Annotated in this window: 17 protein-coding genes and 3 tRNA genes; 12 read left to right on the top strand and 8 right to left on the bottom strand. The window is 72.1% G+C overall.

The annotated features are described in order from the left end of the window. Positions 1-80: 80 nt before the first annotated feature. The 3 genes from ftsH to tilS form a co-directional block, all read right to left on the bottom strand. Complete coding sequence (ftsH, locus tag ACZZY9_RS09275; protein WP_243215841.1) at positions 81-2,078, bottom strand: ATP-dependent zinc metalloprotease FtsH; 1,998 nt, start codon at positions 2,076-2,078, stop codon at positions 81-83. A 152-nt stretch (positions 2,079-2,230) separates the two neighbouring features. After that, the gene (gene hpt, locus ACZZY9_RS09270) at positions 2,231-2,782 is read right to left on the bottom strand and encodes a hypoxanthine phosphoribosyltransferase (protein WP_192061730.1); all 552 of its coding nucleotides are present in this window, start codon (positions 2,780-2,782) and stop codon (positions 2,231-2,233) included. A 50-nt stretch (positions 2,783-2,832) separates the two neighbouring features. Beyond that, positions 2,833-3,840 carry a tRNA lysidine(34) synthetase TilS gene (gene tilS / locus ACZZY9_RS09265; protein ID WP_463463866.1) on the bottom strand — a complete coding sequence of 336 codons (1,008 nt, stop codon included), beginning with the start codon at positions 3,838-3,840 and terminating at the stop codon, positions 2,833-2,835. A gap of 68 nt (positions 3,841-3,908) precedes the next feature. On the opposite strand from tilS, the gene ppa reads away from it, so the two are divergent. After that, the gene (gene ppa, locus ACZZY9_RS09260; RefSeq protein WP_055799285.1) at positions 3,909-4,400 is read left to right on the top strand and encodes an inorganic diphosphatase; all 492 of its coding nucleotides are present in this window, start codon (positions 3,909-3,911) and stop codon (positions 4,398-4,400) included. A gap of 70 nt (positions 4,401-4,470) precedes the next feature. Here ppa and ACZZY9_RS09255 read toward each other — a convergent pair whose 3' ends face one another. Next, positions 4,471-5,775, bottom strand: coding sequence for a peptidoglycan DD-metalloendopeptidase family protein (locus ACZZY9_RS09255; RefSeq protein WP_463463865.1), 1,305 nt, complete (start codon positions 5,773-5,775; stop codon positions 4,471-4,473). Between the two features lie 234 nt (positions 5,776-6,009). Here ACZZY9_RS09255 and ACZZY9_RS09250 point away from each other — a divergent pair. The 4 genes from ACZZY9_RS09250 to ACZZY9_RS09235 all read left to right on the top strand — a co-directional run bounded on the left by ACZZY9_RS09250 (position 6,010) and on the right by ACZZY9_RS09235 (position 8,001). After that, positions 6,010-6,082: transfer RNA gene (locus ACZZY9_RS09250), tRNA-Glu, on the top strand. 49 nt (positions 6,083-6,131) lie between these two features. Next, positions 6,132-6,208, top strand: a tRNA-Asp gene (locus tag ACZZY9_RS09245). Between the two features lie 78 nt (positions 6,209-6,286). Continuing rightward, positions 6,287-6,359, top strand: a tRNA-Phe gene (locus tag ACZZY9_RS09240). Positions 6,360-6,477: 118 nt separating this feature from the next. Continuing rightward, positions 6,478-8,001, top strand: coding sequence for a glycosyltransferase family 39 protein (locus ACZZY9_RS09235; protein ID WP_463463864.1), 1,524 nt, complete (start codon positions 6,478-6,480; stop codon positions 7,999-8,001). A 37-nt stretch (positions 8,002-8,038) separates the two neighbouring features. Here the strand turns inward: ACZZY9_RS09235 and ddaH are convergent, their stop codons facing one another. After that, complete coding sequence (ddaH, locus tag ACZZY9_RS09230) at positions 8,039-8,893, bottom strand: dimethylargininase (protein WP_463464662.1); 855 nt, start codon at positions 8,891-8,893, stop codon at positions 8,039-8,041. A gap of 124 nt (positions 8,894-9,017) precedes the next feature. On the opposite strand from ddaH, the gene ACZZY9_RS09225 reads away from it, so the two are divergent. Beyond that, positions 9,018-9,455 (top strand): Lrp/AsnC family transcriptional regulator, encoded by a 438-nt coding sequence (locus tag ACZZY9_RS09225; protein ID WP_192061143.1) that lies wholly within the window; start codon positions 9,018-9,020, stop codon positions 9,453-9,455. Between the two features lie 668 nt (positions 9,456-10,123). On the opposite strand, the gene ACZZY9_RS09220 is transcribed toward ACZZY9_RS09225, so the two are convergent. Beyond that, on the bottom strand, positions 10,124-13,654 hold the full coding sequence (locus ACZZY9_RS09220; protein ID WP_463463863.1) for a proline dehydrogenase family protein: 3,531 nt from the start codon (positions 13,652-13,654) through the stop codon (positions 10,124-10,126). Positions 13,655-13,735: 81 nt separating this feature from the next. On the opposite strand from ACZZY9_RS09220, the gene ACZZY9_RS09215 reads away from it, so the two are divergent. Next, on the top strand, positions 13,736-14,182 hold the full coding sequence (locus tag ACZZY9_RS09215) for a MarR family winged helix-turn-helix transcriptional regulator (protein WP_463463862.1): 447 nt from the start codon (positions 13,736-13,738) through the stop codon (positions 14,180-14,182). 37 nt (positions 14,183-14,219) lie between these two features. Here ACZZY9_RS09215 and ACZZY9_RS09210 read toward each other — a convergent pair whose 3' ends face one another. Beyond that, complete coding sequence (locus ACZZY9_RS09210; protein ID WP_463463861.1) at positions 14,220-15,167, bottom strand: DNA-3-methyladenine glycosylase family protein; 948 nt, start codon at positions 15,165-15,167, stop codon at positions 14,220-14,222. A 126-nt stretch (positions 15,168-15,293) separates the two neighbouring features. On the opposite strand from ACZZY9_RS09210, the gene ACZZY9_RS09205 reads away from it, so the two are divergent. From ACZZY9_RS09205 to ACZZY9_RS09185, 5 genes are all read left to right on the top strand, one after another. Further along, positions 15,294-16,085 carry an NAD-dependent epimerase/dehydratase family protein gene (locus ACZZY9_RS09205; protein WP_463463860.1) on the top strand — a complete coding sequence of 264 codons (792 nt, stop codon included), beginning with the start codon at positions 15,294-15,296 and terminating at the stop codon, positions 16,083-16,085. 40 nt (positions 16,086-16,125) lie between these two features. Further along, positions 16,126-16,296, top strand: a complete 171-nt coding sequence (locus ACZZY9_RS09200; protein ID WP_192061149.1) for a hypothetical protein — start codon at positions 16,126-16,128, stop codon at positions 16,294-16,296. A 66-nt stretch (positions 16,297-16,362) separates the two neighbouring features. Further along, entirely contained in the window at positions 16,363-17,640 is a 1,278-nt protein-coding gene (gene nhaA / locus ACZZY9_RS09195; protein ID WP_463463859.1) for a Na+/H+ antiporter NhaA, read from the top strand. A gap of 117 nt (positions 17,641-17,757) precedes the next feature. Further along, the gene (locus tag ACZZY9_RS09190) at positions 17,758-18,444 is read left to right on the top strand and encodes a GntR family transcriptional regulator (RefSeq protein ID WP_463463858.1); all 687 of its coding nucleotides are present in this window, start codon (positions 17,758-17,760) and stop codon (positions 18,442-18,444) included. After that, positions 18,441-19,109: a sugar transferase gene (locus ACZZY9_RS09185; protein ID WP_463463857.1), complete on the top strand. Its 669-nt coding sequence runs from the start codon at positions 18,441-18,443 to the stop codon at positions 19,107-19,109. Before ACZZY9_RS09190 ends, ACZZY9_RS09185 begins: the two co-directional genes overlap by 4 nt. Positions 19,110-19,121: 12 nt before the next feature. Here the strand turns inward: ACZZY9_RS09185 and ACZZY9_RS09180 are convergent, their stop codons facing one another. Next, positions 19,122-19,808, bottom strand: coding sequence for a GntR family transcriptional regulator (locus ACZZY9_RS09180; protein WP_463463856.1), 687 nt, complete (start codon positions 19,806-19,808; stop codon positions 19,122-19,124). Positions 19,809-19,873: the final 65 nt, after the last annotated feature.

The following is a 19,873-nucleotide window of genomic DNA, read 5'->3' as shown; positions in this document are numbered from 1 at the left end:
CCAGGGGTCGAACAGGGTCGGGCTCCAGGGTAGCGACCGCACCGACGGCGTCGAGCCGGTGCGGTCGCTCCGCTCGACGGTTACGCCGTGGCGATGCCGGGCGTCGTGCGCGGCGGGCGCTGACGACTCGACGAGCTGTCGGCCTCGGGCTCGGAGCCGACGCCGCCGTCGACCGCGGCCGCGTCGACCGGCGCCTTGGTGGGCATCGGGATCGCGGGTCGGTCGGAGACGGGCCGCTTGTCGCTCGAGAGCCACTGCGGGCGCTCGGGCAGCTTGCGGACGTCCTTGAAGATCTCGGCGAGCTCGTCGTGGTCGAGGGTCTCCTTCTCGAGCAGCACGGCGGCCAGCTCGTCGAGCACGTCGCGGTTGTCGTTGATGACCTGCCACGCCTCGTCGTGCGCCTGCTCGAGCAGCACGCGGACCTCGGCGTCGACCGTCTCGGCGATGTTCTCCGAGTAGTCGCGCTGACCCATGTCGCGGCCCATGAACTGCTCGCCCGAGCCCTGGCCGAGCTTGACCGACCCGACCTTGTTGCTCATGCCGTACTCGGTGACCATCTTGCGGGCCGTGCCGGTCGCCTTCTCGATGTCGTTCGACGCACCGGTGGTCGGGTCGTGGAACACGATCTCTTCGGCGACGCGACCGCCCATGGCGTAGGTGAGCTGGTCGAGCAGCTCGTTGCGGGTGACCGAGTACTTGTCTTCGAGGGGCAGCACCATCGTGTAGCCGAGGGCACGACCACGCGGCAGGATCGTCACCTTCGTGACCGGGTCGGTGTGACGCATCGCGGCGGCGGCGAGGGCGTGACCACCCTCGTGGTAAGCGGTGATGAGCTTCTCGTGGTCGTTCATGATGCGGCTGCGGCGCTGCGGGCCGGCCATCACGCGGTCGACGGCCTCGTCGAGGGCGCGGTTGTCGATCAGCTGCGCGTTGGAGCGCGCCGTCAGCAGCGCGGCCTCGTTCAGCACGTTGGCCAGGTCGGCACCCGTGAAGCCGGGCGTCTTGCGGGCCAGCACCTCGAGGTTGACCGACGCGGCGAGGGGCTTGCCCTTGCCGTGCACCTCGAGGATCTGCTTGCGACCGTCGAGACCGGGGGCGTCGACGCCGATCTGGCGGTCGAAGCGACCGGGGCGCAGCAGGGCGGGGTCGAGCACGTCGGGCCGGTTGGTGGCCGCGATGAGGATGACGTTGGTCTTGACGTCGAAGCCGTCCATCTCGACGAGCAGCTGGTTGAGCGTCTGCTCGCGCTCGTCGTTGCCGCCGCCGACGCCGGCGCCGCGGTGACGACCGACGGCGTCGATCTCGTCGACGAAGATGATCGCGGGCGAGTTCTGCTTGGCCTGCTCGAACAGGTCGCGGACGCGGCTGGCGCCGACTCCGACGAACATCTCGACGAAGTCCGAGCCGGAGATCGAGAAGAACGGCACCCCGGCCTCGCCGGCGACGGCGCGGGCGAGCAGGGTCTTACCGGTGCCGGGAGGGCCGTAGAGCAGCACGCCCTTGGGGATGCGCGCCCCGACGGCCTGGAACTTCGCGGGCTCCTTCAGGAACTCCTTGATCTCCTCCAGCTCCTCGATCGCCTCGTCGGCGCCGGCGACGTCGGTGAACATGACCTGCGGGGTCTCTTTCGAGTTCAGCTTCGCCTTCGACTTGCCGAACTGCATGACCTTGCTGCCGCCTCCCTGCATGGACGACAGGAGGAACCAGAAGATCACGCCGATGATCAGGAAGGGCAGCAGGATGCCGAGCAGCGACACGAGCCAGTTGCTCTGCGTGACGGTGTCGTCGAAGTTCTCGAGGTCGGCGTCGGTGATGGCCGTGACGACCTCTTCACCACGCGGCGTCGCGTAGTAGAACTGCTCCTGCTTGTCGCCGTCTTTCAACACGAGGTCGACGCGCTGCTCGTTGCTGAAGATCGTGGCCGACTTGACGTCGCCGGCGCTGATCGAGGCGAGGCCCTTCTGGGTCGACACCTGCGTCGTGCTCCCGGAGCTGATGACGCTCCACCCGATGCCGATGCCGATCACGGCGATCACGATGTAGATGATCGGGCCGCGGAAGAGTTTCTTGAAGTCCATGTCAGTACGGGCGGAGCCCGACGCCTTTCTGCAGGGAGAAGATGAGCAGAAGGTTACATCGAGCGCCCTATGCGCCTCATGGGTGTTCGCCGTGGGCCTAATGCGGGCCCCGGCCCCTGCCCGCCCGGCCGACCCGCGCCTCCCGCGAGGGCCTAGCTGTAGACGTGCGGCGCGAGCACGCCGACGCCGCGCAGGTTGCGGTACCGCTCGTCGAAGTCGAGGCCGTAGCCGACCACGAAGTCGTTGGGGATCTCGAACCCGACGTACTTGACGTCGACGTCGACCTTCGCCGCCTCGGGCTTGCGCAGCAGGGCGAAGATCTCGACCGACGCGGCGCCGCGGGTGCGCAGGTTCTCGAGCAGCCACGACAGGGTCAGCCCGGAGTCGATGATGTCCTCGACGATGATGACGTCGCGACCGAGCAGGTCGGTGTCGAGGTCTTTCAGGATGCGCACGACACCCGAGGACTTCGTGCCCGAGCCGTACGACGAGACGGCCATCCAGTCCATCGCGGCGCTCATCTTGAGTTCGCGCGAGAAGTCGGCCATCACCATGACGGCGCCCTTCAGCACCCCGACCAGCAGCGGGTCGCGCCCGGCGTAGTCGGCCTCGACCCGGCGGGCGATCTCGGCGATCTTCGCGTGGATCTGCTCTTCCGTGTAGAGGACGGAGGTGAGGTCGCTCTCGATGTCGCTGAGTTCCATGGCGGGCTGTCGCTCCAGAGGTGAGGTGTGAGGGGGTGGTGGCGGGGATCTCAGGAGGCGCCGGTCGCGGCGAAGTGCAGCGCGCCTCCGGTGCGTATCACTGTAACGCCCGGCAACGACACGGGTCCCTGCCCGTGCCAGTCGGTCACGAGCCGGGCGACCTCGAGGGTCTGTGCGCGACTGAGCGTGACGGCGAACTCGCTCGCGACGGCCAGCCGGATGAGCCGCTGCCGCAGCGCCGCGGGGTTCGCCGCCAACGACCGGACGTCGAGCGAGATGCCGGCCTCGGCGTGATCCGCCACCTCTTCGGCCTGCTCGAGCGCGAAGTGGTCGAGCGCGTCGTTGTCCTCTCGCAGCTGAGCGGCCGTGCGGACGAGCGCCTCGGCGACCCCGGGTCCGAGCTCGCGTTCGAGCACCGGCAGCACGGACCGCCGCACCCGCACGCGGGCGTAGGCGGGGTCGTCGTTGTGCGGGTCGTCCCACGGATCGAGCCCGAGATCGGCGCAGGAGGCGCGGGTCGTCTCCCGACGCACCCCCAGCAGCGGTCGTCGCCACCGCCCCGTGACGGGCTCCATGCCCTGGAGGCTCACCGGGCCGCTCCCCCGCGCCAGCCCGAGCAGCACGGTCTCGGCCTGATCGTCGAGCGTGTGGCCGAGCAGCACGGCGACCGCACCGGTCTCGGTGGCGACCCGGTCGAGCGACCGGTAGCGCGCCTCCCTGGCTGCCGCCTCGGGCCCGCCGTCGGTGCCGACCTCGACCCGGCGGATCTCGACGGGGGCGAGCCCGAGCGCGATCGCGGCCGAGGAGGCGCGGGTGGCGATCTCGGCGGAGCCCGCCTGCAGCGCATGGTCGACGACGACGGCCCCGGCGCGGAGACCGGCGCGGGGGGCCTCGAAGGCGGTCGCGGCGGCGAGCGCGAGCGAGTCGGCTCCGCCGCTGAGAGCGACGAGCACGAGGGAGTCGGCGGGCAGCCCCTCGAGCGAGGCGCGGACGGCCCGGCGGACGTCGGCCATGGCCGGGGTCAGGCGCGGACGGGTCGGACGGTGCTCGGCGGGCATCTTGTAACGTTAGCGAAGCCGTCGACCGGCCCGGTCGGCACGCCCCCCGAACTGAACCAGGAGCACCCATGGCCGCGTACGACGCCGTGATCGAGATCCCCAAGGGAAGCCGCAACAAGTACGAGGTCGACCACGAGACCGGTCGCGTCTACCTCGACCGCGTGCTCTTCACGGGCTTCGTCTACCCGACCGACTACGGGTTCTTCGAGAACACCCTCGGGCTCGACGGCGACCCCGTCGACGTGCTGGTGCTGCTCGACTACCCGCTGTTCCCGGGTGTGGGCGTGAAGGTGCGCCCCGTGGGCGTGTTCAACATGACCGACGACGGCGGCAGCGACGCCAAGGTCATCGCGGTGCCCGCGAAGGACCCGCGCTGGGAGCACATCCAGGACATCTCGGACGTGCCCGAGTACCTCCGCAAGGAGATCGAGCACTTCTTCGAGCACTACAAGGACCTCGAGCCCGGCAAGTGGGTCAAGACCGAGGGCTGGGGCGACGCCGCCGAGGCCGAGGCCATCGTCGAGGCCGGCATCAAGAAGCTGGCCGACGAGGGTCACTGACCTCCGCCCGCAGCACGCAGAAGGGGCCCCGCGCGATCACGCGCAGGGCCCCTTCTCTTTCGTCTCCCCGCTACAGCGTGATGCCGCGCTGCGCCATGAAGGCGACCGGGTTGGCGGCCGTGCCGTTGATACGGGTCTCGAAGTGCAGGTGGCAGCCCGTCGAGTTGCCGGTCGAGCCGACGTGCCCGATCTGCTGGCCGAGCGCGACCCGCTGGCCGACGCCGACCATGATGCCGCCGTCGGGCTGGTGACCGTAGGCCGTCGTGATGCCGTTGCCGTGATCGATCAGCACGTAATTGCCGTAGCCGCCGTACCAGCCGGCGTAGACGACGGTGCCGGCCGTGGCGGCGAAGATCGGGGTGTTGCAGGCGGCGGCCAGGTCGGTGCCCGCGTGCAGGATGTAGGCGCCGGTGACCGGGTTCACGCGCATGCCGAATCCGCTCACGACGTTCCCGCCCGACGGCCGCGTCCAGCCGAAGCTCGACGTGACGCCCACCGGGGTGCCCGAGGTCGGGCTGCCGAGACGGGCGGCGCGGGCCGCGGCCTCGGCCTCCTTCTTCTTGCGCTCGGCCTCGCCCTTCAGGAACTGCTTCTCGGTCGTCTTCGTGTTCGTCTTGAGCGAGGTCAGCTGGGCCTGGAGGCGGGCGCCGTTCTCCTGCTGCTCGGCGAGCGAGTCGGCGGCGGCCTTGGCGGCCTCGTTGGCGACCTCGAGCGCGGCCTGGGCCTTCGCGGCCAACTCGCCCAGCGCCTCCTCGGCCACCGCGGCCTGGTCGGTCAGCGACTGCGCCGTGTTGCGATCCTGCGTGGCCTGCGAGTAGATGCCGTCGGCCTGCTCGGTCAGCTTGGTCATCGCGCCGAGCTTGTAGAGCAGCTCGCCCGCGTCGCCCGGGTCGGCGATCAGGGTGCCGGTCATGTCGTTGCCGTTGCCGCCCGAGCGGCCGAGCTGCGCGGCGAGCTGCCCCGCGCGCTCCTCGCTGGCGGCGGCAACGGTCGCCGCCGAGTCGGCCTGATCGCGCAGCTGCTGCGTCTTGAACTGCGCTTCGTCGAAGGCGGTCTGCGCCTTCTGCAGGATGTCGCCCTTCTTCTTCGCGTCGGCGTTCTTCCGGTCGAGGTCCTTCGTCATCTGGTCGAGGATCTTCTCGAGCCGCTTGATCTCGGCGACCTTCGCGGCCTCGTCGCCCCGCGCCTTCTCCACGTCCGACCACGACGGGTAGCTCGCCGCCTGAGCCGATTCGACGGGCCCGCTCGTCACGCCGACGCCGACGCCCGCGACCAGAGCGAAGGCGACGGCCACGGCGGTCGCGCGACGAGGGCGACGGGTCGAGGCAGCGGGGCGCGACGCACCGGAGCGGCCGAGGAGGCGGAAGAGACTCATGCAGGATCGATTCGTTCGAGAACAGGGTGACGCCGCCTGCGGCCCCTCAGACCTTCAAGCGCAGGTCGAAACTAACGGCGCCCGACCCGTCCGGGGGGTGACACGCCGGAGCGACGTCCCGGTCGGTGGTGGCAGCCGCCGGCCGCGCTCGGGCGATCACCGACCACGTTTTGCATTAACGCCGCCTGGTCCGTATGCTCGTCTCTCGGTTGCTCTGTGCTCTTCGGAACACACGGCCCCATCGTTTAGTGGCCTAGGACACCGCCCTTTCACGGCGGCAGCACGGGTTCGAATCCCGTTGGGGTCACTGGTTCGGCAACGATCAAGAGTCCGGTTAGTATAAGTAGCAATTGTTTGGCCCTGTAGCGCAGTTGGTTAGCGCGCCGCCCTGTCACGGCGGAGGTCGCCGGTTCAAGTCCGGTCAGGGTCGCCAAGGCGAGTTTCTCGTCTGGAGGGCCAGTCCCTCCCGGTGGGCCAGAGAGTCGAAGCACCTGTTCGATCAGGCCCCCACGGCTGGGTAGCTCAGTTGGTAGAGCGTTCGACTGAAAATCGAAAGGTCCACGGATCGATGCCGTGTCCAGCCACTCAAGGTCCCGTCTCGGCGGGGCCTGTCGTCTTTAAGCCGGGTATCGCATCACTGCCGGGTATCGGATCACTGCCGGTCCTCGGGCGCGGTCGTCGCGCCGGCCGCTGCGAGGTCGTGTGAGCATCGGCCACGACCCCGGCGTCGCGCATCCGCGCCACCGCTGGCTCGACCCGCTGCTGGCCGGTCTCCTGGCGTTCGTGGTCGCCGGTGTCGGCAGCTGGATCCCCTCGTACTGGAGCGACGAGGCGACCACCCTGATCGCCGCCCGCATGCCGCTGCCCGACCTGATCGCGTTCCTGGGTCAGCGCGACGCGGTGCACAGCGTCTACTACCTGATGATGCACGCCTGGATCGGCGTGATGGGCGAGAGCGAGTTCGCCACGCGCCTCCCGGGGGTCCTGTTCACCGGTCTCGGGGCCGCGGGCGTGCTCGTGCTGGTCCGCATGCTGACCAGCCGCATGACGGCCGTGCTCGCCGCCGTCGTCTACGCGGTGCTGCCGCGCCTGACGCTCGAGGCCATCGAGGCCCGGCCGTACGCCCTCACCGCCGCCCTCGCCGTCTGGATCACCGTGCTCGTGCTCGTCGCGTCTCGGCGTCAGAGCTGGTGGTGGTGGCTCGCGTACGGCGCGGGTCTCGCCGCGTCCATCGCGACGTTCGTCCCGCTCGCCCTGATGGTCGTGGTGCACGGCGTGTTCCTCGCGTTGGCACCGGCTCAGCGCCGGCGTCGGGGAGCCCGCCACCGCCTCCTCGGCTGGTCGCTCTCGACCGGGGCCGCGCTGCTGGCGACGGCGCCGATGATCGGCACGGTGCTGAGCGAGCGCAACCGACTGCTCGGCTCGGACGACCCCTCGACCGGGGCCGACATCACCTGGTGGACGGTGCTCGTCGAGCCGTGGTTCGCGACGTCGATCGCGTACGCGGTGATCGGCCTGGTGCTGCTCATCCTGCTCGGCACGCGGTTGCGCGACCGGGCACGGACCCCGGGCAGCGTCGTGCTGCTCGGAGCCCTCTGGGTCGTGCTGCCGGTGGGCCTGCTGCTGATCGCCGGTCTCGCGCTCGAACCGGTCTTCCAGGCGCGCCTCGTCGTGTTCGCGGCGCCGGGCATGTGCCTGCTGCTGAGCGTGGCGATCACGGGGTTCCGGCGCCGGTGGGTCAGCATCGCGCTGATCACCCTGCTCGTCGTCGCCTCCGCCCCGACCTGGGTGCTGCAGCGACAGCCGACGGGCAAGGGCGGTGCGGCCGACCTGCGTCAGATCGCCGGCTACATCGAGCAGCAGGCCCGGCCCGGCGACGCGTTCGTGCTCGACGCCTCGGGCACGGTGTCGACCCGGCCCCGCCAGGCGTTCTACGCGTACCCCGACCGGTTCGACGGGCTCGACGACGTCGCGTTCGTCCGGTCGGGCGCCGCCGAGGGCCGCTTCACCGACGTGACGCTCGGCCTCGACGACGAGACGCAGCGCTCCGAGCTGCAGGAGCGCCTGACCGACGTCGACCGCCTGTGGATCGGGCGGCTGCAGATCGATGCGCTCGACGACCCCGACCTGAACACCCTCGGCGGCTTCGGCTACGACCTCGCGCAAGAGCACCGCACGGGTCGCAGCGTCGTCTACCTGTTCGTCCGCCCCGACGGTCGCGGCTGAGCGGCGACCGCCGAGGAGGCGCGGGTCGGGTCGACCGTCAGCGTCGCAGATCGAGGGTGCAGCACTTCACCCCGCCGCCACCCAGCAGCAGCTCGGAGAGGTCGACGCCGATCGGGTTGTAGCCCCGCTCGCGCAGCTGACGCTCGAAGCCCGTCGCCCGGGCGGCGATGACGACGTTGTAGCCGTCGCTGTACGAGTTGAGCCCCAGGATGGCGGCGTCGTCCTCGTCGACGAGGATCGCGTCGGGGAACCGCTCGCGTAGCACCTCGAGCGAGGCCGCGTCGAAGGCGCTCTCGAGATAGGCGATGTTCTGGCGACCGTCGACGGGCTCGGGGTCGAGCACCGCGATGGCCGTGTCGAGGTGATAGAACGCGGGGTTCACGAGGGTCAGCCCGACGACCTCGCGTCCGAAGACCCGTGCGACCTCATCGTGCGAGCGGGTCGAGGTGCGGAACCCGGTGCCGGCCAGCACGACGTCGCCGACGAGGAGCAGGTCGCCCTCGCCCTCGTTGATCTCGTCGGGCACGGCGACGTCGAAGCCGGCCTCACGGAACCAGTCCATGTAGGCGGGGCCCTCGGGCTGGCGCTCGGGGTAGGTGAACAGGGCGCCGTAGGCCTTGCCGTCGACGACGAATCCGCCGTTCGCCGCATAGACCATGTCGGGCAGGCCGTCGATCGGGTCGATCAGGTGCACGTCGTGACCGAGGCCGACGTAGGTGTCGTAGAGCACCTGCCACTGCGCCACCGCCTTCGCGGTGTCGGTGGGCGCCGCGGGGTCCATCCAGGGGTTGATCTTGTAGCTCACGGTGAAGTGGTCGGGTCGGCACATCAGCACCGTGCGCGGGGTGGCTCGACGGGTGATCGGGGGCTGGGGGTCTCCGGCGGTGTCCACGGAGTCGCTCGTGATGCTCACGGATGCCAGTGTCACACGCACCGGGCGCAGGAGGCCGGTCGGCGACGCAACGAATGTGCGTCGTGGGCCTTGATGACGCAACTAGTTGCCGTAGGGTCTCGGGGTGGACAATCTCGACTTCGGCATCATCGACCTGCTGCGCCAGAACGCCCGTGCCGGCTACGGCGACATCGGGGCGTCGGTGGGGCTGAGCGCCTCGGCGGTGAAGCGACGCGTCGACCGGCTCGTCGCGGACGGCGTCATCAAGGGCTTCACGGTGCAGGTCGACCCGACGGTGGACGGCCTGGGCACCGAGGCGTACGTCGAGCTGTTCTGCCGGGGGACGGTGTCGCCGCAGGAGCTGCAGCGGATCCTCAGCACGGTGCCCGAGGTCGTCGACGCCGGCACCGTCACGGGCAGCGCCGACGCCATCGTGCACATGCGCAGCCGCGACATCCCGTCGCTCGAGGAGGCGCTCGAACGCGTCCGCAACGCCCCCAACGTCGATCACACCCGCAGCGCGATCGTCCTGTCGAAGCTGATCAGCCGCCACCCCGCCTGAGCGCGGCGGGCGCGGCGCGCGGCGCGCGCGCGGCGCGCGGCGTCGAGTGGTCAGAAGATGCCCTTCGCGAGGCCCCGAAGAACATCTTCTGACCACTCGAGCGCGGGCGCGCCCGACCTCACGTGACCGAGCGCCGAGCCCTGCGCGTCGCGCCTGAATGGTCAGAAAGCGCCCTTCGCGAACCCACGAAGGGCGACTACTGACCACCGAGCCCGACCGGGAACCGCGCGCACCGCGTCGAGTGGTCAGAAGATGCCTTTCGCGAGGCCACGAAGAACATCTTCTGACCACTCGAGCCCGGGCGCGCCCGACCTCACGTGACCGAGCGCCGATCGCTGCGCGTCGCGCCTGAATGGTCAGAAAGCGCCCTTCGCGAACCCACGAAGGGCGACTACTGACCACCGAGCCCGACCGGGCACCGCGCGCACCGCGTCGAGTGGTCAGAAGATGTCCTTCGCGAGGCCACGAAGAACATCTTCTGACCACTCGAGCCGCGAGCGGGGCGGGGGCGCGGGCTGAGGCGCGGGCGCGACCCAACCCGCGCGCGGGCGCGAGCTAGCGCGCGGGCGCGAGCTAGCGCGCGGGCGCGAGCTAGCGCGCGGGCTCGGGCGCGACTTGCGCCCGCGCCCGCGCCCGAGCCCGCGCCGGCGCCCGCACCCGCACCCGCGTCAGAGCCGCAGGTCGCGGAGGGCCGCCTCGGGTCGCCCGTCGCGGTGGGCGGCGACCGTGACCGTCTGCTCGTGCACGAAGGGGAGCAGCTCGACCCGGCCCTCGTCGGTGACCTCACCCGTCCAGATGGCGACGTCGGCGCTGTGCCCGACGGCGGACGAGAGCTCGGTCCGCCCCCGGCCGACGAGACGGATGCGCAGCCCGCGGTAGTCCGCCACACGACGGCGCTGGGCGGCGGAGGGAGTCATGCCGAGATCGATCGCGGGGTCGTCGACGTCGTCGATCTGCTGCAGCGACCCGACGGCGGCACGGTCGAAGAAGGCCTCGTCGCTCTCGACGATCACGGCCCCCACGGCGACGGGCGACTGCGGAGACGTGATCAGCAGGTGGAGCGCCGCGGGCAGCGGTAGGGCGGTGCTGAGGTCGATGCGCGCCTCCGCCCGGGTGGCCGCGGCGAGGAGACGGACGAGATCGACGGGGTCGCCGCCCGACGCGAGCCGCAGCACGACCGACGCGGGGCGGTGACGCAGCACGGTGCGCTCGACCTCGAGGCCGCCGAGGGCCCGCGAGGCGCCGAAGACGTCTCGCCAGGCGCGTTCGTCGCTGCGGGCCGCGGCGCGGATGCGGTCGAACTCCTCGAAGGAGAGGTTCGCACGGGCGGCCTCGATCAGGCGGACCACCCGCTCGGAGACGCCGTCGAGCTGCAACGACTTCTCGAGCGACCGGGCCGTTCTCGACCAGGCGCCCTGCGCGATGACGGTGTGAGCGCCTCCTGCGGCGGTGGTCCGCCCGACCGACGCCCGACGGCGCCCGACGGAGGGGCTCCGACCCGCCCGGGGTCCGGCGACCGCGCGGTTCACCACGAGCGAGCCGACGTCGAGGGCCTCGAGCCACTGCTCGACCTCGTCGACGTCGAGCGAATGCAACCCGGCCGTCGACGAGCGCTCGAGCGCGCTCTGGAGGTCGACCGCCTCGGCGAAGGTGTCGACGTGCACGAGTCCGAGCACGGGCCCGCCCGGCATGGGGCGGGTGAAGGCGCCGCCCAGGCGCACGCCGTCTCGGATGCCGGGCCGCCACAGCACGCCGTCGTCGTCGAGCCGTTCGGGCGCGACGAGCCAGGATTCACCGGGGTCGAGCTCGGTGAGGGCGGCGAGCAGCGGCCCCTCGGCGGGAGCGATCAGCGGCCCGACGTCGGTGGTGGCGGCGTCGGGCCGGCCGACCCGCAGCGCGGCGACCGCGTCGACCAGACGACGACGGAAGCCGGCGGCCCGTGACCTCGACCCCACGACGACGACGAGCCGGGCGGCCCAGGGCGCCTGACCGGCGTGGGCGAACGCGCCGGCCACGACGTCGACGGCGGCTCGGTCGAGGTCGGCGGTCTCGGCGACGACGACGGAGTTGAGCCCGGGCGTCTCGGCCCAGAGCTCGCGGTCGCCCCGGAAGGAACGGACGCCCGCCGCGGTCTCGAACGGGCCGTGCAGCACGACGCGGTCGACGGCCGGGTGCACGAGCAGATCGTGCGCCAGCCCGAGGTCGTCGACGATCGCCGTCACGACGAGCTCGGCGGGCACGCCGGCCGAGCGGAGCAGGTCGGCGACCACCGAGGCGGTGCGGCACGCCTCGGGCGCGGGGCGGACGACGACGCCGCTGCCCGCCGCGAGCGCCGCGGACACCGAGCCGACCAGGGTCGAGACGGCGGAGTCGGCCGTCGGCACGACGACGGTGAGCCGAGGAGGCGCGTAGCGGGCCCCGCGGACGTCGCCCAGACCGCGGGCGAGCACCGCGTGCCACCGGGCGGCGTCGACCGCCGCGCCGACGTCGAGTGCCGCCTCACTGAGCGTCGCGCCCGTCTCGCTTATCTGCACCTCGATCAGGCGGGCTCGGTGGGAGTCGAGCCGGGCGGCGACGGCGTCGAGCAGCGCGGCGCGCTCGGCGTGGTCGCGGCGGCCCCAGGCGACTCCGGCCTGGACGGTGCGGGCGACGGTCTCCTCGAGCCGACTGTGATCGGGCACCCGTGCGCCGTCGATCTGCGCGAGACCGAGCTCGGACGTCTGCGCGGCGACGAGGATGCGCCGACCCCAGGCCCGAGCGAGGTCGAGTGCCGGGTCGGCGTCGGGGGTGTTGACGAACCCGGTGCCCGACTCGACGCCGGAGGTCGGATCAGCGGGCCCACCCGCCGCGGAGTCGCCGGCGGGCGCGCTCTCGGCCCCCGCCGCGGCCGCGGGCGCGACCGACCGACGGTAGGCGGCGACCTCGCGCTCGAACCCGGGCCCGTCGGCCGGGTCGACGCCGACGGGGCCGCCGATGAGCCCCCGCACCAGTCCGCCGATCGCGGCGTCGAACTCCTCCGGCGGTGCGATGGGCGTGTAGATCGCCATGCCGCCGACCTCGGCGGCGACCGCGCGGGTCTGCGCCGGCGCCAGCCCGTGCACGGCCTCGAAGACGACGTGGGGTACGACGTCGTGCCGCTGCGCGAGGGTCCAGGCGTGGGCGAGGTCGAGCAGACTGTGCGTCGCGACGCCGACGTGCGCCACCGCGGCGTTCTCGGGTCTCAGGGCGTGCTCGAGCAGACGCCGGTACGACGCGTCGGTCGCGGCCTTCGTGGGCAGGGTCGGCGCGGGGCGCGCGTGACGGGACGCGTCGACGGCCTCGGCGGCGAGGTTCGCGCCCTTGACGAGTCGGATGCGGATCGGGGCCCCGCCGTCGGCGACCCGCTGCCGTGCCCAGTCGGTGAGCAGCTCGAGTGTCGCCAGGGCGTCGGGCAGGTAGGCCTGCAGCGCGATCCCGGCCTCGAGGCGGCGCAGCGAGGGCTGGTCGAGGAGGCGCGTGAAGACGTCGACGGTCAGGTCGAGTTCACCGCGCCGCCCCATGTCGAGGTCGATCAGCGTCGGCGCCCGGCCGGCGAGCGCGAGCTCGTAGACCGGGGTCAGCCGGGCGACCAGGGCCGCGGCGGTCTCGTCGAGGGCCCACGGGCCGAAGGGGCCGCCGACGTCGCGCAGCGAGACCGAGACGTGGTGCACGTCGTCGCGGGCGACCAGGTCGCGCAGCCGCGCGAGGCGGCGGTCGGCCCCGGCCGGGCCGATGACGGGCTCGCCGAGCGGGGCGAGGTTCGGTCGCGAGCCGTCGGACGCGAGGGCGGACAGGTGCGCGCCGAGCTTGTCGGGGCTCTCGTCGACGACGAGGTGCTCGACCAGGCGCCGGAACGCCCGGCGTGCGACGGGCATCACGGCCCGCGGCGCGAGGGGGCCGAATCCGCCCCCGGTCGAGACGGCGGCCCGCAGGTGCCAGGGCAGGGAGTCGGGCATCGCCCGGCTGAGCTGGTCGAGGCGACGTGCCGCGACGGCGTGGTCGTCGACGAGCACGACGCCGTCGACGAACGCGGCGGTGAACTCGAGGCCCTCGGCGTCTCGCGCGACGCGGGCGAGACGGGTCGCCGACGCCTCGGCCGGGGCGTCTCTCACGGCCCGGCGCCACCGCCCGGCGGTCTCGACGGTCTGCTGCGTGAGTTCGGCGGCGTTCACATCGGACATGGCCCGAGGATATGCCGGACCACCGTCTCTACACTGGGCGAATGGCCCACGAACTGACCGACGACGAGTGGGCCGTCTGGGATGCGTTCTACGCCATGCGTCGACGTCTCGATCGCGCGCTGGAGCTTCCGACTGCACACGCAGTCGGGCGTGTCGGCGGCCGAGTACGAGATCCTGGTGGGGCTCGGTCGCAGTGCCGACCGGCGCCTCCGGGTCCGTGACATCGCCGAGCAGATCGGCTGGGAGAAGAGCCGGGTCAGCCATCAGGTCACGCGGATGGAACGACGCGACCTCGTGCGCCGGTCGGACTGCTCGACGGACGGCCGGGGCACCTGGGTCGAGCTCACCGCCGACGGCCGCCGCGCCATGCTGACGGCGACCCGCGGTCACACCGCCGCCATCGGCGAGTACTTCGTCGCGGCCCTCGGGCAGGACGCCGCGGCGCTGCACTCGTTCTCCCATCGGGTGCTCGACGCGATCGGCGGCGACGCGTCGCCCGACGCGCCGACGGGCCGCCCGGCGGCCTGAGCCGCTGCGTCGACCTGCCCGCGCGCCCGGCGGGGCGTCAGTGGAACCGGTGGTCCTGGATGGTCATCCGCGGGCCGAACTTCGGCTTCGAGAACCCGCTGGCCGAGATGAGCCGCATGACCCGCTCGCGGTGACCGCGCCACGGTTCGAGCAGTTCGAGCATGCCGTCGTCGTCGACGGGTCTCCCGATCAGGGCCCAGCCGACGAGCGCCGGGAGGTGGTAGTCGCCGACGCTCGGGCTGTCGGCGTCGCCGTGGGCCCGCTGCATCGTCTCGGCGGCCGTCCACACGCCGATGCCGGGGATCGATCGCAGCCGCCTCTCGACCTCCGGTCCGCCGCGACCGAGCGTCAGCGTCTTCTCGAGCGACGGCGCGACGGCGCAGACCCGCATCACGGTGTCGGATCGCTGCGGGCCGACCCCGGCGCGGTGCCACTCCCAGCTCGGGATCCGCCGCCACCCCGCGGCGTCGGGCGGCACGACGAGCCCGTCGGGCGCGGGCCCGGGCGCCGGCTCGCCGTGTCGGCGCACGAGGTCGCGCCAGGCCCGCCAGGCCTCGCGACTCGTCACCTTCTGCTCGAGCACGGCGGGCACGAGCATCTGCACGACCTGGTTGGTGCGCGTCAGGCGGAGCCCGGGGAGGCGGTGGCGGGCATCGCGCAGGAACGCGTTGTCGGCGACGTCGAGACCCGACCAGTCGTCGCCGCGACCGAGCATCTCGGGGACGGCCTCGACGACCCAGTCGGCGCCCGGGCCCCAGGCGTGGGCGCGGATGCCGTCGGTCGTCGACTCGAGGCGGAGCGTCGCGGGGCCGGTCGGCGCCCGCACGGCACGCCACAGGGCGCCGCCGACCACCCGGAACGCGGGGTCGCCCGAACCGCGTGACAGCGGTCGGAGCGTCGCCCGCACGTCGACGTGCTCGCTCGGACGGTACGTCGTCTCGATCGGAGCCCCGGCCTGGTCGGGCGTCGGGGCGGGATCGGGCATGCGGCGATGGTAGACGCCGCCCCCGACACCCGCAGCGACCGACCCCCAAAGAGGCATTTGACGGTCGACGCCTCGAGCGTGCGGCGCTTGACCCGGGATGACACCGGCGGGCAATAGCATCCGATCATGACGGACATCGCAGGCAGTCGCTGGGTGATCACGGGCGCGGCGGGCACGATCGGCTCCGCCCTCCGGGTCGCGCTCCACGAGCAGGGGGTCGAGCTCGTCTCGACCGATCGCGCGCCGATGGCGCCGGTGGGGGCGCGCGACCACGTCGTGATCGCCGAGCTGGCCGATCTGGAGGCGCTGGTCGAGTCGTTCGCGGGGGCCGACGGCGTCATCCACCTCGGGGGCATCCCCGACGAGGCCGACTTCCACGACCTGGCCGACGTCAACATCGTGGGCACGTATCACGTGCTCGAGGCCGCGCGGCGGGCCGGGGTTCCGCGTGTGGTCTACGCGAGCAGCAACCGTCTGACCGGGTCCTACCCCGCCGGCACCCTCGTCGATCCCTCGATGCCGCCGCGACCCGACGGCTTCTACGGCGTCTCGAAGGTGGCGGGCGAGGCCCTGTGCCGGTTGTACGCCGACAAGTTCGATCTCAGCACGATCTCCGTGCGGATCGGCACCTACGAAGAGCGGCCCGACTCCCCGCGCACGCAGCGCACCTGGCTCAGCCCGGCCGACGGGCTTCGCGCGTTCGTCGCCGCGATGACCACGGCGGAGCACACCGCGGTGTTCTACGCGGTGTCGGCCAATGCGGAGCGCTGGTGGAGCCTCGACGCCGGCGCCGCCGTGGGCTTCGCGCCCCTCGACGACGCGGGGCAGCGTGGCCCCGTCGCGCCGATCGACCCGAGCGTGCCCCAGGGCGGCGACTTCGCGACCCCGGAGTTCTCGACGGACAGGATGCGCCGGTAGCTCAGGCGAGCATCGCACCGGACGAAGTACCCTGGAGCCCATGAGCCACGCCCGGATCCGACACGTGCGACGTCGCGTGACGGTCCGTGCGCAGTCGTTCCCGAAGGCCCGCGTGCTGACGAAGCGCACGTGCGGCACGAACGGGTGGATGAGCCTGTGGGGCAGCAACGCCCACGGCGAGATAGCCGGCTGCCCGCCGCCACGGCGCTGAGACCACCCGACCTCCAGGCCGGGTGACACGCATCCCCTTCTCGCTCCACCGACCCCGAGGTCACGCATGTCCGACGCTCCGTCCGCCCACCCCTCCCCCCAGCAGGCCCCCGGAGGCGCATCCCGCGCGCAGCGCATCTCCCGCTTCGTCAGCCGCGACACCACGGGCGGGCTGCTGCTGCTCGTGGCCACCGTGCTCGCACTCGTCATCGCCAACAGCCCGGCCGGCGGCTTCTACTCGGAGGTCCGGGACCTCCGCTTCGGCCCCGAGGCGCTCCACCTGAACCTCAGCGTGGGCACCTGGGCCGCGGACGGCCTGCTGGCGATCTTCTTCTTCGTCGTCGGCCTCGAGCTCAAGCAGGAGTTCGTGGCGGGTTCGCTCCGCGACCCGAAGGTCGCCGCCCTCCCGATCGCGGCGGCCGTCGGCGGCGTCATCCTGCCCGCCGTCATCTTCACGCTGATCAACCTGAACGCCGGACCGGACGCCCTGCAGGGCTGGGCCATCCCGGCGGCGACCGACATCGCCTTCGCCGTCGCGGTGATCGCCGTCGTCGGCAAGAACCTCCCACCCGCTCTGCGGACGTTCCTCCTCACCCTCGCCGTCGTCGACGACCTCATCGCGATCACGATCATCGCCGTGTTCTACACGGCCGGCATCGCCTTCGTCCCGCTCCTGCTCGCGGTCCTGCCGCTGATCGCGTTCGCGGTGCTCGTGCGCCGCGGGGTGCGCTCGTGGTGGCTGCTGATCCCCCTGGGCGTCACCGCATGGGCCCTCGTGCACGCCTCGGGTGTGCACGCCACCATCGCCGGCGTCGTCCTGGGCCTCCTGGTGCCGGCGGTCGCGACGAAGCGGGCCGGTGTCACGCACGTCAAGGCCGACGGCCGAGAGGAACGCCACCCGCTGACGCACCACTTCGCCGAGCGCTGGAGCCCGATCTCGTCGGGTCTGGCCGTGCCGATCTTCGCGTTCTTCTCGGCCGGGGTCTCGGTGGGCGGCGTCAGCGGCCTCACCGAGTCGTTGACGGACAGCGTCGCCCTCGGGATCATCGTCGCCCTGGTCGTCGGCAAGTCGATCGGGATCACCGGCGCGTCGCTCCTCGTGACGCGCCTGCCGGGCATCCGGCTCGACCCGACCCTCCGCTGGTCCGACGTGCTGGGTCTGTCGTTCGTCGCCGGGATCGGGTTCACGGTGTCGCTCCTCGTCGGCGAGCTCGCCTACGGCACCGGCAGCGCGCAGGACGACGTGGTGAAGGTCGGCGTGCTGGTGGGCTCGCTGGTGGCCGCCTTGATCGGCGCGGGCATCCTCGTCGTGCGCGGCCGCTGGCACGCGCGGCAGCCCGGCTGAGGCCGGGCGGACCCCGCCGAGCGCCCCTCGGCCGGCGCGGTCCGCCGACACCGGAATATCGGGTCTGGCTTAAAAGAATGACAGATGATATGTTTTGCTTCCGACCTTGGAGGCAGCATGCCAGTTCCCGACCGCTCCACACGCCGCCCCCGGCGACTGCTGCGTGACCTGACGTTCGAATCGGTGCTCGACGCCATTCTCGACGGCACGCTGCACCCGGGCGAGCGCCTGTTCGAAGACGACATCGCCGCGTGGCTCGGCGTCTCGAAGACACCCGTCAAGGAGGCGCTGGCGCGTCTCGCGACGCAGGGCCTCGTCGACATCGAGGCCAACCGGTACACCCGGATCTCATCGGTCACGGTCGCCGATCTGCTCGACACGTTCGAGCTGATCGGCATCCTGCACGGCGACGCCATCCGCTCTGCAGCGCACGCCCCGACCGACGAGACGGCCGAGATCGCCGACCGCGTCGTCGAGGCGATGACGGCCGACGGCGCCACCTGCGCCGACGTCGTCCGAGAGACGACGGTCTTCGTCGACCGCGCCGAGAACCCCCTCACCCGCAAGGCCGCCGAGCCCCTCGACCACCGCGCGGCGTTCCTCTCCCGCCACGTGTCGATCGACCTGCACCACCCGGCCCTGCGCCCGTCGTTCGACGCGTTCGTCGCGACGCTCGTCGATCGCCGGTGGGTCGAGGCGGGCGACGCTCTCACGGGGCTGCTCGGTCGCGACGCCCTCGGGCCCGCGGTCGCCGGGCTCGACGACATCCCGCCCCTGCCCGAGACCCGGCGGGTGACCCGGTGACGTCGACGCCCCTCCGCCCGCACGCCGAGAGCATCCGCATCGAGCTGCCGCCCGTCCGACGCCGACCCCACCGGGTGACGAAGCGCGTCGTCGACGTCGTGGTGGCCGCCCTGCTCATCGTCGCCCTGCTGCCCCTGGCTCTCGTCACGGCCCTCGCCCTGCGACTCGACAGTCGCGGGCCCGTCCTCTACCGGCAGGTGCGCGCCGGGCTCGACGGCGAGGCGTTCACGATGCTGAAGTTCCGCACCATGCACGTCGACGCCGAGACCCGCCTGGCCGATCTCGTCGCCCGCAACGAGGCCGGCGGCCCGCTCTTCAAGCTGCGCGACGACCCGCGCATCACCAGGGTGGGTCGCGTGCTGCGCCTCTACTCGATCGACGAGCTGCCCCAGCTCTGGAACATCCTCCGAGGCGACATGAGCCTCGTCGGGCCACGACCCGCGCTCTTCCGCGAGGTCGACCGGTACTGCGACCGGGCGCGTCAGAGACTGCTCGTGCTGCCCGGCCTGACCGGCCCGTGGCAGGTCGGCGGCCGCTCCGACCTCCCATGGGACGACGGGCTCGACCTCGATCTCTCGTACGTCCACGACTGGACTCCGGCGACGGACGCCGTCGTCCTGGCGCGGACGGTCCGAGCGGTCATCCGCCCCGTCGGCGCCTACTGACACCACCGGTCGTCACGCCGCCGCTCTGCCGGCACGCACGACCGAGAGCAGCACCGGCGCCGACGCGATCTCGGCGAGGGCGACGCGTGAGGCGTCGAGGTCGGCACGGGCCACGGCGGCGCCGAGGGCGGCCAGCGCCGCCGACAGCCCCGCCTCGTCGAGATCGTCGCCGATGAAGCGGGCATGGAACAGCACCGTGGGGCCGAAATGGCCCATCAGCTGAGCGAGCCGCCGGTTCGACGACGCCGTGGCCATCGCCTCGGCGGCGGAGACGAGCGCCTCGATGACCGGGGGCGCGGTCGGCGATGCGACCCGCGCCTCCTCGTCCACCGGCAGCGGACCGTCGAGCGCCGCCGCCACCGCGACCCGGGCCGCGTCGTCGGCGATCGCCTCGGCGAGCGCGAGATCGGCGAGCGAGCAGAGCGTCGACAGCAGAGGCCGGACGAGCCACGGGCGCGCGGTGCTGACCCGCGTGTACCGCTTGGGCACCGTCTCGACGAGAGAGAGGTCTTCCAAGCGGGCGAGCGCCATGCGGATGGGTGTGCGCGAGACGCCGAGCCAGTCTTCGAGATCGGTGTCGTGCAGGCGTTCGCCCTCGCCGAGCTGCCCCGACACGATCGCCTCGAGGACGAGCTCGAAGACCTCGTCGCGGTGGAGACGCCGGCAGAGGGTGGGCGACGGGGTCGTCGGGATGGGCATCGATCCTCCTCATGGTGGGTGGCGGCACCGACCGGTCGACCTGTCGTGCCACATCCCAGAATAGT

It is taken from the genome of Frigoribacterium sp. AC394 (genome assembly GCF_979258095.1).
The sequence above is the reverse complement of the archived record's forward strand: the minus strand, read 5'-3'. Positions and strand labels throughout refer to the sequence as shown.